This is a genomic window from Sphingobacteriaceae bacterium, assembly GCA_002319075.1.
GTDB lineage: Bacteria > Bacteroidota > Bacteroidia > B-17B0 > Aurantibacillaceae > Aurantibacillus.
This window is the reverse complement of record NVQB01000001.1, coordinates 1,298,694-1,311,237: the sequence shown is the minus strand read 5'-3', so window position 1 is coordinate 1,311,237 and position 12,544 is coordinate 1,298,694. Positions and strand designations below refer to the sequence as shown.

The following is a 12,544-nucleotide window of genomic DNA, read 5'->3' as shown; positions in this document are numbered from 1 at the left end:
CTGCTTTCTATACCCGCTTTTTATACGTAAAACCGTCCAGATAAGTGGGCAGGAGTATTTAAATGGAACGTTTTTAGTGTTTGGTGAAAACGATCGGTTAGTTATAAAACGTATTTTTACAAAAAAATTTAAGCGTATGAATCAACCTTCAATGCCAAAAAAATGGAAATTTGCCTTACTGGTTTGGTGCTTTATCTATCCGGCAATCACTATCATTTCTATTACAATACTTCCTATGTTGGTAGATTTTCCAGCACCTTTAAGAACATTAGTGGTGAGTGTAATACTTGTACCTGTTATGGCGTTCTTTTACATACCTTTTATTAATAAGCGATTTTTTAACTGGTTGCGCAAATAGTCAGTTAGCGCATAGAGTTTAGAAAATTTACTTTCCGGCATAAATTCTTTGCAGAACAAAAAGTGAGTAGTCTTTGTTGTTTTCAAAGTTACCGGCCTTTTTATTATAAGATACCAAAGCAGACGGCAGCTGAAGGGCTTCATCATCTAAAGTCATTGCTGCCGAGGCGGCAATAAATTCCGTTTCAAGGTTTAAATAATAAATGCTTTTATTCGTTTTTTCATGCATGTTAGTATTGATGCAAATAAACCTTGGTATGTAGCCTTTCTTCGAAATTTTGATAACATACGGCGAATCTTTTTTTAACAGAAGTCTTACAGGGGAGTTATTTTTAACGGTGAAAGAATTAATTATTATGTCTCTGTACAAAACCTCTAATCTGTAGCTGCCCACGGTATTTTTTGTATTTACCAGTATTTTTGTATTTAATAAAACATGCGTCGAACTATCTTTCCTAACTGGAGGATCCTGCTTTTTTCCTCTCGCGTAAGAAGAATGAGATTGTACTATTAAAACCAGAATGAGGAGAAGTTTTGCGGGTGTTTTAAAATGGGAGATCATGAGTTGTTTTTTGTTTATCAAAGATCCGTTGTATTTAGGCTTATTTAAAACAGATCCCTTATTCTAACCTACACATGTAAGATTCATTTGTAATTTGCAAATAGCTTCTCATACTGCTTAAAAGCCTAAATTTGTTTAAAAAAAACATGGAAGTAAAACATGATAAACGCGAGAACTCCGGAATTTTTTATGTGGAAAACAATGGCGAACGTATTGCCAACCTGCTGTATATTTTTAAAGACGAAACTGTTTTTAGTATTGAACATACAGTGGTAAATCCTGAAAACGAAGGTAAGGGAATAGCCAGAAAACTTGTGGAAGCTGCAGTTGATTTTGCCCGGAAAAACAACTACAAAATCATTCCTGCTTGTCCCTATGCAAAAAAAGTGTTAGAAGGTTCAGAGCTTTATAAAGACATCCTGTTTTAGCTCCTATGCGCCACCTTTTGGTTCTAATTGATTTTTAATGTCTTCCTCCCGCTTTTGGGGTGACGCTACGTTGTTAGCCTCGTAATTAGGGGGTTTTGGTAAGTTTGGGACTTAAATGCCGGTCGCTGCAAATTTGTTAAATTGTATAAGTGGCTGTTTTTTGAGGTATAATGTGAAAGCACGTAATAATAAATTCTCTACATTGTGGAATCAAAAATTACCAATCACACATGAAAAAAACAGTAGGTTCTTTATGCTTATTTTTTCTTGCTCAAATCACTTTTGGACAAGGAAATTCAAATCTTCTGCCTTACGCAGAAAATGTTTCTTATACTACCGAAAACAAACTGACTTTTGCTCAGATAGATGCTAAACGTTCTATCGGCGAAAATGGTCTTGAAGCGTTTTTGAATACTACTCTTTTTGGCAATGGAATAAATAAGGTTTCGATACAGAAAACTGAAAAAGATGGCATTGGTTACACAAACATAAAATTTGCTATTCTGCAAAACGGTATACCTCTTGCCAATAAGGTTATTATCGCTCATTGTAAAAACGGCAAACTTGTTTCGCTGAATGGTGATCTTTCTGATGTGGATGCTACCGGAAATAGTTTTGTTATAAATGAATCGCAGGCACTTTCTTATGCTTTAGCAAAAGTAAATGCTGAAAAATATAAATGGGAAAATGTTGCTGAAGAACGTCACATGCGCGAGGCGTTAAATGACCCTTCTTTTTCATACAAGCCTGTAGCTCAAAAAATGATTCTTGAAAAGGATGGTAAGTTGTTTAATACTTATTGTTTTAATATTTATGCAGAGGTGCCGCTCTACCGCGCAAACGTATTTGTTGATGCTTCTACAGGAAAAGTGTTAGACGAACAAAACCTGATTTGCACTGCTGACGTACCAGGTACAGCCGTAACAAAATACAGTGGTAATCAAAATATGACGGTGGATAATACCGGAACTCTTTATCGCTTAAGAGAAACGCAAAGAGGTTTGGGTATTGAAACCTACAATTTAAAAAATACAGTAAGCTATAGTTCAGCCAGCGATTTTACAAATACTACAAGTAACTGGACAAGCACAGGTGTAGACCAGGGAGCTACAGACGCTCATTGGGGAGCTGAAATGACTTACGATTATTATTTAAACGAACACAATAGAAACAGTATTAACAACGCTGGCTTTAAATTATTAAGTTATGTGCATTACACTGTAGGTTATACCAACGCTTTTTGGGATGGCAACCGCATGACCTATGGTGATGGTGGTAGCGGATACACAATCTTTACAGGTCTGGATGTTTGTGGTCATGAAATTACACATGGCCTTACTTCAAACTCAGGAAATCTAACTTACAGTAACGAGTCTGGTGCTTTAAATGAAGCCTTCTCGGACATTTTCGGACAATCTATTGAAAACTATGCAAGACCAAATCAATGGAGTTGGAAAATCGGTGAGGATATTACAAACGGTGGTTTGAGAGATATGTCGAATCCAAGTTCCTTCTTTAATCCGGATACTTATGGCGGAACATACTATTACACCGGCACTGCTGATAACGGCGGAGTGCATACAAATAGCGGTGTGGCAAATTACTGGTTTTATTTATTAACGTCTGGAGGATCAGGAACAAATGATATCTCGAATGCTTATTCGGTTTCAGGCATTGGCTTTACAGATGCAGCGGCAATTGCTTTCAGAGCGCTAACCGTGTATTTTACTCCAAGCACGAATTATGCAAATGCAAGATTGTTAACCATTCAGGCAGCCAGGGATCTTTATGGTGATTGCAGCAACCAGGTTATTCAAACAACAAAGGCATGGTACGCGGTAGGAGTGGGTACAAATTATGTAAATGGTTTGGTTCCGAATTTTTATTCCAATGTAACCAGTTTCTGTTCAGCTCCTGCTACAGTTACCTTTAGCAATACTACCGCAAACGGTTTATCTTATACCTGGGATTTTGGTGACGGCTCTTCCGCATCTACAAGCACTAACGCTGCACATACTTACACGGCCGTGGGTTCTTACTCTATAAAGTTAAAGGTGATCGGATGTGCTAACCTACTGGATAGTATTACAAAAACAACCTATGTGGTGGTTAATCCTCCGATTCCGGCGCCGGTTACAGCTGATGCAAACGGGTGTGAGAATGGCTCGGCGGTGCTAACCGCCACCGGAAATGCTACCGTAAAATGGTACGAGAATCCAACAGGCGGAGCTCCCCTGGGCAGTGGGAGCATTTTTTCGACGCCTGCAATTACAACAAATGTTACCTATTATGCTGCCAACACAGTTACCCTTGCCAATGTAGTGGGGGGTAAATTGAGCCCTACAGGCGGTGGTATTGGGGGCGGAACTTCGAATTACTTGATTTTTGATGTATTGCAAAACGGAGTTCTCAATTCAGTAATCATGTCTGCGCAAACCAACGGCGCCCGCGTTATCCAAATAAGAAACTCAGCCAATCAGGTTGTTTTTACAACTACGGTAACACTGGCAATAGGTGCTAATACAGTTGTTCTTAATTGCCCTCTCACAGTTGGTGCAAATTACAGAATAGGTCTTGCTACGGGCTCGGCCACAAATCTTTACCGTTCTACTTCTGGTTTAAATTATCCCTATAACATCGGTGGGTGCGTAAACATTACTACTTCCAACACTGGCAACAGCGCCTACTATTTCTTCTACGGCTGGAATATTTCTAAAGAAGAGTGTGCAAGTCCAAGAGTACCTGTTCAGGTTTCTATAGTTTCAGCTCCGGTTGTTACTCTTTTAAATCCATCCGCACCTGTTTGCGCAGGCGATCAGATAGATCTGCAAGGTAGTCCTGCTGGTGGGATTTATACGGGTAGTGGAATGAACGGTAACGTCTTCAGCGCCTCTGCTCTTGGTGCTGGCACCTATAGTGTATCTTATGTTTATACAGATGCAGGGTCAACTTGTTCGAATGTTGCTGAAACCTCTTTAATTGTAGAAGAGTGCACAGGCATTGCAAAAACAAACCCTGCAAGTTCTGTAAGTATTTATCCAAATCCCGCTAAAGATAATTTAGTTGTTAATAGCGGAATCGCAAATGCGAGTGTTGCGATTGCCGATGCTACAGGCAGATTAGTCCTGATAAAAACTTTAAATAGCTCAGAGGAAAAAATAAAATTAGATACTATTTCTAACGGGATGTATATTATCAGTGTTTTAGATGGTTCCGGAAAAACTATCAAAACAATGAAATTAATCAAAGAATAATCCGGTTCGGATTAAAAAAACTGAAGAATTTTACGAAATGGCTTTAAGTACAAGGTATAAAACCTTGGCTTAAGGCCATTTATTTCCCAGGCTCTGCGGTCTTCAAAATTAGCATTTACACGGTTTTGCACACTCACATTACTTTTACCTCCCACCCTCATTTTAACGGTATATTCAGGTAAATAGGAAATGCTGATTTTATTTTTTTCAATAAAACGCAACATCAATTCATAGTCAGCGGCACTTTTAAAATCCGTGTTAAACTTGCCGAATTTTTTATAGATTTCTTTCTTTAAGAAGAAAGTCGGGTGGGGTGGCATCCAGCCATTTATAAAGGATTTTTCGGAATAATCTCCGCTTTTCCATTTACGGATGATTTTGTCAGTATTACTTTTATCTACATAATACAAATCGCTATACACTGAATCAGAATTATTTTTCAAAAACGTTTTCGCGTATTTTTCAATCACCTGGTTGTCAATGTAAAAATCATCGGAGTGCAAAATGCCAATCACGTCGCCCGTAGCCATATCAATTCCTTTATTCAGCGCATCGTACAAACCTTTGTCTTTTTCGGAAATTACTTTCGAAATCTTATCCTTGTGTTTGTCTATGATCTTTAAAGTGTCATCCGTTGATTTTCCATCTACGATAATATATTCTATATCGTGGTAAGTCTGGTTAATGACCGAAAGAAGCGTTTCTTCGAGCGTTGCAGCAGAGTTGTAGGTAATGGTTATAATAGAGATTTTCAAAGTGTGTTTTGTAAAGTAATTACCAGCTCATTCAGTGATTTAAAATTAAAATCTATTTTTTCATCCTGTCGTTTTTCTTCGGAGATAAAAATGGTTTTCATACCTGCATTTTTGCCGAATTCCATATCACTCATACTATCGCCCACCACAATGCTTTTTTTGAAATCAATTTCAGGAAAATCTTTCTGAGCGTTTAAAGCCATACCAATTCCTGGTTTGCGGCTAGGGTGATTCTCGGCCGTGAGGTAAGGGGAAAAATAAACTTTATCAATCTTTCCGCCATAAAAATCAATTTCATAAAGCATGTTTTTATGAATCAATTCTAAGTCTTCAGTACGGTAAAGCCGTTTGCCTATTCCCTGTTGATTTGTAACCACAACAATTTTCCCGAAAAGTGTGGCAAGGTATTTTACAGCATCAATGCTTCCTTCTAAAAATTCAAATTCTATCCAGTGTTTCACGTAATCGTTCTCGAGCTTTTTATTGATTACCCCGTCACGATCAAGAAACAAAGTCCAGCTTTTATCTATATGTAAATCCTTTAAAGTCATTTTGTGCTTTTGTATAATCTTCCGGAATGCCAATATCTATGAAATATCCAGTAAACTCAAATCCCTTTATTTGCAGGGCAGCGAGTTGTTTTTCGAAAAAATCTTTTTCAATGGAAAAATTTATTTTTTGAGGTGTAGACTCCAGGTAAAGTTGTTTATTCAGAATATAAACACCCCCGTTTATCAGCCCCGCTTTGTTTTCGTTTGTTTTTTCGCGGAAAGAAGTTATTCGGTCATTCGCGTCTATTTCAATAGTGCCATACCTTGAAGCGTTTTCTACCTTTCTAAGAGCCAACGAAAACTCAGAAACTTCATTCACATGTAATCTGAAATAGTCGTGAAGATTAATGTCGAAAAAAGAATCACCGTTCAAAATTAATGCATAGTCGTCTTTGCAGTGTTCCATAGCCATACGTATGCCACCGCCGGTACCCAAAGGTTTTTGCTCTACAACGTAATCAATTTCAAGTCCGTTAAAACTTGATTTATAATAATTTTGAATTTTCTCCGCCAGATACCCTAAAGAAAAAATTACTTTCTTAATACCGTAATGCTTTAAATAATTCAGCTGATAATTTAAATAAGGCTCACCATTTATTGGAGCCATCGGCTTTGGCAGATCACTCACAACGCTTTGTAAACGAGTGCCGAATCCCCCGGCCAGTATAATTGCTGTTTGAAGCATTAAGAATTAGTTCTTAGGAAATAAATTTATTTCCACCATTTCACAAATAGTGTGTCCTAAAAGCATGTGGCATTCCTGTATTCTGGGAGTGTCTTTACTTGGAATATTAATAAGGTATTTGCAAAGGTCTTTCATTTTACCGCCTGTTTCGCCGGTAAAACCGATCGTTATCAGTCCCATTTCGTTCGCTTTTTCAAAAGCCTTTATCACATTACCGCTGTTACCACTGGTGCTCAGCCCTAAAAGAACATCTCCCTTTTTACCCATGGCTTCCACCAGGCGACTATATATGATGTCGTAGCTGTAATCATTTGCTACAGCAGTAATGTAGCTGGTATTTACATGTAAAGCTTCAGAAAAGAGTGGTGGACGGTCGTAATAAAATCTCCCGCTTAACTCAGCGGCCAGGTGTTGAGAGTCTGCTGCGCTACCACCGTTTCCGCACCAAAGTACTTTCCCTTGGTTTTTATAGCTGGTACAAATTTCTTTAACAATTGCATCTACAGCAGTTAAAATTTGAGTATTGTTTAGTAAAGACGTTTTCAGATCAATCGACGTCTGAATTTTTGATTTAATAAAATCTATCATGGTTTAAATTTATGTATTTTTTAGTGACAAAACAGAGGCGCCCGGCACAAATTTTGAGACCCACTGGGGATTTCTTTTCTCAGCTGGCCCTTCTGCAAGCTTTGTTAGCATAAGCTTCCGAAACAAGCAAGAGTTACAAATTGTAATTTTACAATAATCATAAAAAACCTTATGTTTGTTAGTGACTAAGCCTGTGTATTTTGAACTAACGGGTTATCGATCTTTTTTTAAAAACTGAATATGAATATTGAAGTTTGTTTTAGCCCACTTTCTTACCCCTTATTCCATAATTCCAATTCCATTGTTGTTGTCATTGATATTTTAAGAGCTTCTTCTGCTATCACTACAGCTTTTTTTAATGGCGTTACCAAAATGATTCCCGTTGCTACCGTTGAGGAAGCTCAATCCTATAAGGAACAAGGGTATCTCGTAGCAGCTGAAAGAGATGGTGAAATAGTACAAGGCTTCGATCTTGGCAACAGTCCTTTTGGGTATATGAACGCCAAAGTAAAAGGAAAAACTATTGCCATTACAACTACTAATGGAACGCAAGCAATTTCTGTAGCAAAAGATGCTCACAAAGTCATTATCGGTAGCTTTTTAAATCTTGACGCCGTTATTGAGTTTTTAAAAAAAGAAAAGAAGGATGTTGTGTTTCTCTGCGCGGGATGGAAAAATAAATTTAACCTCGAGGATACTTTATACGCCGGCGCAGTAGCAGAGCAGCTCATTTATAAATACGGGTTTAATTCCGCCTGCGACTCGGCCATAGCTGCTATGGAACTCTACAAACTGGCAAAGCATGACCTTTACGGTTTTCTTGCACATTCATCTCATCGCAATCGTCTTGAAAAGCTGGATCTTGAACGGGATATTAAATATTGCTTAACTCCGAATCAGTGCCCGGTAATTCCCATCATGGACAGGAAGTTTCTCGTGAAAGGATAAAAGGAATTCTAAAGTGTAAACGCGCGTAGTAGTACGTCTAAGTTTTTATAGGACAAATTAAAAATTGGTCGATTTTTCACCTGTTTTTTTAATCTCTTTTTAACATATTTAGGAGAAAATTTTACCTTAAATCGGGTGTTATCGTCCCTTATCTGCCCTGCATTTGGAATAACTGTTATATTTTTAGAATAAGTGTTTAACTCTTAATCCAGCTAAAATGGTGGTGGATTTCGTCTGATTTTGATTAGTTTAGGATGCACTCAATCTGAACTTCAATTTATGAAAGCCTTAATAATAGACGATCACAAGGTCAATCGCCTTTATCTTAGAACTTGTTTAGAAAAACATTTTTCTCAGATTGAAACTATAGAAGAATCGGCCTCGGTTGGTAATGCTGTCGAGTTAATAAATTCGTCTGAATACGATGTTGTTTTTTTAGATATGGAGTTAAAAGACGGGGTGGGTTTCGATGTGCTTAAGGAGATAAAAGATTTTATATATGTAATTGTTGTAACGGCTTATAAAGATTATGCTATCGAAGCTTTTAAATATAGCGTAGTGGATTACCTGCTAAAACCACTTAACGAGTCTGAATTTGTAAATGCAGTTAAAAAAGTAATGAAACTGTGTTCAAAAGACGCCTCTGCAAAGTTTGTAGGTCTGAAAGGAGAGTTAGTGAAAGCTAAGAACGAATCTGAAACGCCTTTGATGATTAATTATAAAAACAAATTGATCGCGCTGGATAAAAAGGATATTGTTTTTATAAAGGCTTTAGGTAAACATTCAGAAATTCATGTAAACACAAAAGATTTTTACACTTCATATAAAAATCTAAAAGAATTTGAAACAGCCATGACTGCCTCATTTGTGAGGATCCATCATTCGTATCTTGTAAATTTAGATTCGATTGTTTCTTATTCGCGGGATACCAGTCACGTTACGCTTTCTAATGGCGAAGATATTCCTGTTTCGGTAAGAAAAAGAGACGACCTCTTTAAACGGTTCCGCGTTTTTTAAATGGAAGGAGGAATCTAATAAAATGAGGAGAGCAAACTAAAGCTTCTTAGAGCACCAGCTTTCAACGCTAAATTAAAATTATCTTTTAACCATCGTGTCAGGATTTTTTACGGCTTTTTTACTTCCATCATACAAGTCAAACTTCAAATAACGACACTCCAAAGACCCGTTAAAAATCTGTATTCTTCTCGATGGTCGCAATCCTATGCTCTTAATGGCTTCGGGACTACTGGTAATGATCCATGCACTAAAACCTTTGAAATCTTTTTTTAATTTATTTCCAATTTCTTTGTACATGTTTTCAATTTCCGGAACCGGCATTCTTTCTCCATACGGGGGATTCAAAATAACGACACCTGCCTGACGCGGAGGAGTCATATCAAAAAAAGATTCCTGCGTGCAGTTTATCACATCATCCACTTTCGCATTTTTGGTATTTATTTTTGCTTTCTTAAGCGTTGGAAAATCAATATCGTTTGCAATAATTTCTACCTTATCATTTCTGATCTTATTAATGGCACTATCGAAAATGGTATCGTAAGTTTTCTCGTCAAAATTTCTCCAACGCATAAAACCAAATTCATTGCGGTAATATCCCGGGGGAATATTGTTTGCCCAGAGTGCCGCTTCAATGGCAATGGTGCCTGCACCGCACATTCCATCCACAAGCAGGTGATGCCTTTCCCACCCTGCTAATTTCACAAGTCCTGCAGCAAGTACTTCTTTCATTGGAGCTTCATTAATATCGGAACGATACCCTCTTTTGTATAAAGGATCTCCGCTGCTATCAATATTTAACGAAACTTCATTTTTATAAATGTGAACGTAAAGTTTAAATGCCGGATGTAAGAGATCAACATCGGGACGTTTACCGGTTTTATCGCGGAAACGATCTACAATGCCGTCTTTAACTTTTTGAGAAACAAACTGACTGTGGGTAAAGATCTCCGAATTTAAAACGCTTTCCACCATAAGGGTATCGCTGTTGGAAATAAAACGCTCCCAGTCAATAGACTTAATGTTGTCGTAAAGTTCCTGCTCATTGTCGGCAGTAAATTTTGTGATAGGAATAATAACTTTTAACGCCGTGTGTAAACAAAGATTTGCCTTGTATAAAAAACCGATATCACCCACAACGGAAACACCTCTTTTAAATTCTGTTATTTCTTTTCCACCAAGCTGCAGAAGTTCTTTTGCAAGAATTTCTTCGAGGCCAAAAAAAGTGGTTACTTTCATTTCAAAGTCACCTGTGTGGTTGTAGTCGTAATTAATCTTCATCTCCTAATAATATTTCGCGTACGTTTTCTTTAATTCTTACCGACATTTCATCTGTGGGTAGGTCGTTGGAGTCTGTTCCAAAGGGATCTTCAATTTCTTCACTGATAATTTCAAGAGAAGCAAATGCATAAAACATGATCATTACAATTGGAATTGCCCAGTAGCCAATGGTTAATCCAAAAGAAATGGGCATGGTAATAATATATAGAAAAATAATTTTCTTAATAAAAATACTGTAGGAGTAGGGAATAGGCGTTCTTTTAATCCGCTCACACGCTCCGCATATATCTGTAAATTGATTGATGTTTTCACTCAATACCAGGAAGTCGTTTGGCGAATGAATTGTATTCTTCGTGAATTCTAAAGTATAGGTTCCAAGCTGGCGGGCTATGTAATTTGGCTTATGAGATGTTTTGGTATAAGCTTGCTCTGTTAGGGCCGGTGTAAATTTTATATCCTCATTAGTTACATTATTTCTCAAATGCTCTTTAAGGGCGAAAGGGAAATTTGTAATTAGGTAGAAAAATTCTTGCCGCGTTTTTAAATCATTTGCAGGTATAAAAGCGTGAAGTTTCATAGCCAGGTTACGGGTATTATTAACCAGTGCGCCCCACAGTTTCCGGCCTTCCCACCAGCGATCGTAAGCGGTGTTAATACGAAAAACCAAAACCATCGAGATTATAAAACCAGCTATCTGGTGAAAGATAGTTAAGGTTGGAATTTCTATGGTTAAAAACTTCTTTTCAATAATACAGATCACCCAGGTAATTGCTCCAAGCAACGACATGGTTGGAAACAGAATACGAAAGGTATCTGATTTGTGAAAATGAACAATAAGTTTAAACCAGTCTTTTGGATTGTAAGTGATCATTTAAACTCAGGCAAAAGATAAAATAACTTTACGAATAATGGCAACGCATTCCATGAGTTGCGCTTCGGTAATAACAAGCGGTGGAGCGAAACGGATAATATCTCCATGCGTGGGTTTTGCAAGCAAACCTTCTTCAGCAAATTTTACACAAACGTCCCATGCTGTTTTACCATTTTTTTCTTTTATAACAATAGCGTTGAATAAACCGCGTCCGCGAACAAGTGTAATAACATCACACTCGTCTTTCAACTTATTCATTTCACTTCTAAATACGATTCCCAGTTTTTCAGAGTTTTCAGCAAGTTTTTCCTCTTTTAAAACTTTGAGAGCTTCCATTGCTACGGCACAAGCAAGAGGGTTTCCGCCGTAAGTACTGCCATGTTCGCCTGGTTTAATAGTAAGCATCACTTCATTGTTTGCAAGAACTGCGCTTACGGGCATTAAACCACCGCTCAAAGCTTTACCCAAAACCAAAATATCAGGCTTCACATCTTCATGATCACAGGCAAGCATTTTTCCTGTTCTGGCCAAACCTGTCTGAACTTCATCGGCGATAAATAGTACATTATATTTTGTACACAGATCGCGAACACCTTTTAAATACCCTTCGTCAGGAACTACAACTCCGGCTTCGCCCTGTATGGGCTCTACCATAAACGCAGCTGTGTTGGGATCTTTAATGGCATTTTCTAAGGCCTGTAAATCGTTATAATCTATTAATTCGTAGCCTGGTAAAAATGGACCAAAGCCATTGGTACTGCTTGGATCGTTACTTGCAGAAATGGCTGCTAATGTTCTTCCCCAAAAATTTCCTTTGGCGAAAACCATTTTCGCTTTATTTTCTTTTACTCCCTTAACATCGTAAGCCCAGCGACGTGCCAGTTTTAAAGCGGTTTCGCCACCTTCAACGCCGGTATTCATGGGCAAAACTTTATCGTAACCAAAATAAGAAGTAATGTATTTTTCGTATTCGCCAAGCACAGAATTATAAAATGCACGGGAAGTTAAGGTCAGTTTTTGAGCTTGTGTTGTTAAGGCCTTTACAATACGCGGGTGACAATGTCCCTGGTTTACTGCGCTATATGCTGCAAGAAAATCAAAATACTTTTTTCCTTCCACATCCCACACAAACACACCTTCTCCTTTTTCTAATACAACTGGAATAGGATGATAATTATGGGCTCCATAATTGTCTTCTAATTCCATTAAATGCGCGCTCTTAGTTGCAGTCTCAGTCATAGTTTTAAATT

At 37.7% G+C, this 12,544-nt stretch carries 13 protein-coding genes; 5 read left to right on the top strand and 8 right to left on the bottom strand.

Features of this window, described 5'->3' with window-relative positions:
• Nucleotides 1–76 precede the first annotated feature (76 nt).
• On the top strand, nt 77–358 hold the full coding sequence (locus CNR22_05960) for a hypothetical protein (GenBank protein ID PBQ31325.1): 282 nt from the start codon (nt 77–79) through the stop codon (nt 356–358).
• Between the two features lie 27 nt (nt 359–385).
• Here the strand turns inward: CNR22_05960 and CNR22_05955 are convergent, their stop codons facing one another.
• Nucleotides 386–919 (bottom strand): hypothetical protein, encoded by a 534-nt coding sequence (locus CNR22_05955; GenBank protein PBQ31324.1) that lies wholly within the window; start codon nt 917–919, stop codon nt 386–388.
• 131 nt (nt 920–1,050) lie between these two features.
• On the opposite strand from CNR22_05955, the gene CNR22_05950 reads away from it, so the two are divergent.
• The gene (locus CNR22_05950) at nt 1,051–1,347 is read left to right on the top strand and encodes a GNAT family N-acetyltransferase (GenBank protein ID PBQ31323.1); all 297 of its coding nucleotides are present in this window, start codon (nt 1,051–1,053) and stop codon (nt 1,345–1,347) included.
• A 230-nt stretch (nt 1,348–1,577) separates the two neighbouring features.
• Nucleotides 1,578–4,601: a hypothetical protein gene (locus tag CNR22_05945; protein ID PBQ31322.1), complete on the top strand. Its 3,024-nt coding sequence runs from the start codon at nt 1,578–1,580 to the stop codon at nt 4,599–4,601.
• An 11-nt stretch (nt 4,602–4,612) separates the two neighbouring features.
• Here the strand turns inward: CNR22_05945 and CNR22_05940 are convergent, their stop codons facing one another.
• The 4 genes from CNR22_05940 to CNR22_05925 are packed head-to-tail and all read right to left on the bottom strand — an operon-like array spanning nt 4,613 to nt 7,180.
• A complete protein-coding gene (locus tag CNR22_05940; GenBank protein ID PBQ31321.1) occupies nt 4,613–5,356 on the bottom strand; it encodes a glycosyl transferase in 744 nt (247 codons plus the stop codon).
• Complete coding sequence (locus CNR22_05935; protein PBQ31320.1) at nt 5,353–5,907, bottom strand: phosphatase; 555 nt, start codon at nt 5,905–5,907, stop codon at nt 5,353–5,355. The genes CNR22_05940 and CNR22_05935 overlap by 4 nt, the downstream gene beginning before the upstream one ends.
• The gene (locus CNR22_05930) at nt 5,879–6,592 is read right to left on the bottom strand and encodes a D-glycero-D-manno-heptose 1-phosphate guanosyltransferase (GenBank protein ID PBQ31319.1); all 714 of its coding nucleotides are present in this window, start codon (nt 6,590–6,592) and stop codon (nt 5,879–5,881) included. Before CNR22_05930 ends, CNR22_05935 begins: the two co-directional genes overlap by 29 nt.
• Nucleotides 6,593–6,598: 6 nt before the next feature.
• Nucleotides 6,599–7,180 (bottom strand): phosphoheptose isomerase, encoded by a 582-nt coding sequence (locus tag CNR22_05925; protein ID PBQ31318.1) that lies wholly within the window; start codon nt 7,178–7,180, stop codon nt 6,599–6,601.
• 240 nt (nt 7,181–7,420) lie between these two features.
• On the opposite strand from CNR22_05925, the gene CNR22_05920 reads away from it, so the two are divergent.
• Both CNR22_05920 and CNR22_05915 read left to right on the top strand, forming a co-directional pair.
• Nucleotides 7,421–8,128: a 2-phosphosulfolactate phosphatase gene (locus CNR22_05920; GenBank protein ID PBQ31317.1), complete on the top strand. Its 708-nt coding sequence runs from the start codon at nt 7,421–7,423 to the stop codon at nt 8,126–8,128.
• 279 nt (nt 8,129–8,407) lie between these two features.
• A complete protein-coding gene (locus tag CNR22_05915) occupies nt 8,408–9,145 on the top strand; it encodes a hypothetical protein (protein ID PBQ31316.1) in 738 nt (245 codons plus the stop codon).
• A gap of 78 nt (nt 9,146–9,223) precedes the next feature.
• Here CNR22_05915 and CNR22_05910 read toward each other — a convergent pair whose 3' ends face one another.
• Genes CNR22_05910 through rocD form a run of 3 tightly spaced genes read right to left on the bottom strand, consistent with a single transcriptional unit; the run spans nt 9,224 to nt 12,500 of the window.
• Nucleotides 9,224–10,381, bottom strand: a complete 1,158-nt coding sequence (locus CNR22_05910; protein PBQ34836.1) for an RNA methyltransferase — start codon at nt 10,379–10,381, stop codon at nt 9,224–9,226.
• 31 nt (nt 10,382–10,412) lie between these two features.
• Nucleotides 10,413–11,294 (bottom strand): hypothetical protein, encoded by an 882-nt coding sequence (locus tag CNR22_05905; protein PBQ31315.1) that lies wholly within the window; start codon nt 11,292–11,294, stop codon nt 10,413–10,415.
• A gap of 6 nt (nt 11,295–11,300) precedes the next feature.
• Nucleotides 11,301–12,500, bottom strand: a complete 1,200-nt coding sequence (gene rocD / locus CNR22_05900; GenBank protein PBQ34835.1) for an ornithine--oxo-acid transaminase — start codon at nt 12,498–12,500, stop codon at nt 11,301–11,303.
• Nucleotides 12,501–12,544 lie beyond the last annotated feature (44 nt).

What these genes read in the sequence shown, in the direction of transcription:
- rocD (PBQ34835.1), bottom strand. Translation starts at nt 12,500, where the DNA reads ATGGAATTAGAAGACAATTATGGAGCCCATAATTATCATCCTATTCCA.
- CNR22_05910 (PBQ34836.1), bottom strand. Translation starts at nt 10,381, where the DNA reads ATGAAAGTAACCACTTTTTTTGGCCTCGAAGAAATTCTTGCAAAAGAA.
- CNR22_05945 (PBQ31322.1), top strand. Translation starts at nt 1,578, where the DNA reads ATGAAAAAAACAGTAGGTTCTTTATGCTTATTTTTTCTTGCTCAAATC.
- CNR22_05915 (PBQ31316.1), top strand. Translation starts at nt 8,408, where the DNA reads ATGAAAGCCTTAATAATAGACGATCACAAGGTCAATCGCCTTTATCTT.
- CNR22_05920 (PBQ31317.1), top strand. Translation starts at nt 7,421, where the DNA reads ATGAATATTGAAGTTTGTTTTAGCCCACTTTCTTACCCCTTATTCCAT.
- CNR22_05905 (PBQ31315.1), bottom strand. Translation starts at nt 11,294, where the DNA reads ATGATCACTTACAATCCAAAAGACTGGTTTAAACTTATTGTTCATTTT.
- CNR22_05925 (PBQ31318.1), bottom strand. Translation starts at nt 7,180, where the DNA reads ATGATAGATTTTATTAAATCAAAAATTCAGACGTCGATTGATCTGAAA.
- CNR22_05935 (PBQ31320.1), bottom strand. Translation starts at nt 5,907, where the DNA reads ATGACTTTAAAGGATTTACATATAGATAAAAGCTGGACTTTGTTTCTT.
- CNR22_05955 (PBQ31324.1), bottom strand. Translation starts at nt 919, where the DNA reads ATGATCTCCCATTTTAAAACACCCGCAAAACTTCTCCTCATTCTGGTT.
- CNR22_05930 (PBQ31319.1), bottom strand. Translation starts at nt 6,592, where the DNA reads ATGCTTCAAACAGCAATTATACTGGCCGGGGGATTCGGCACTCGTTTA.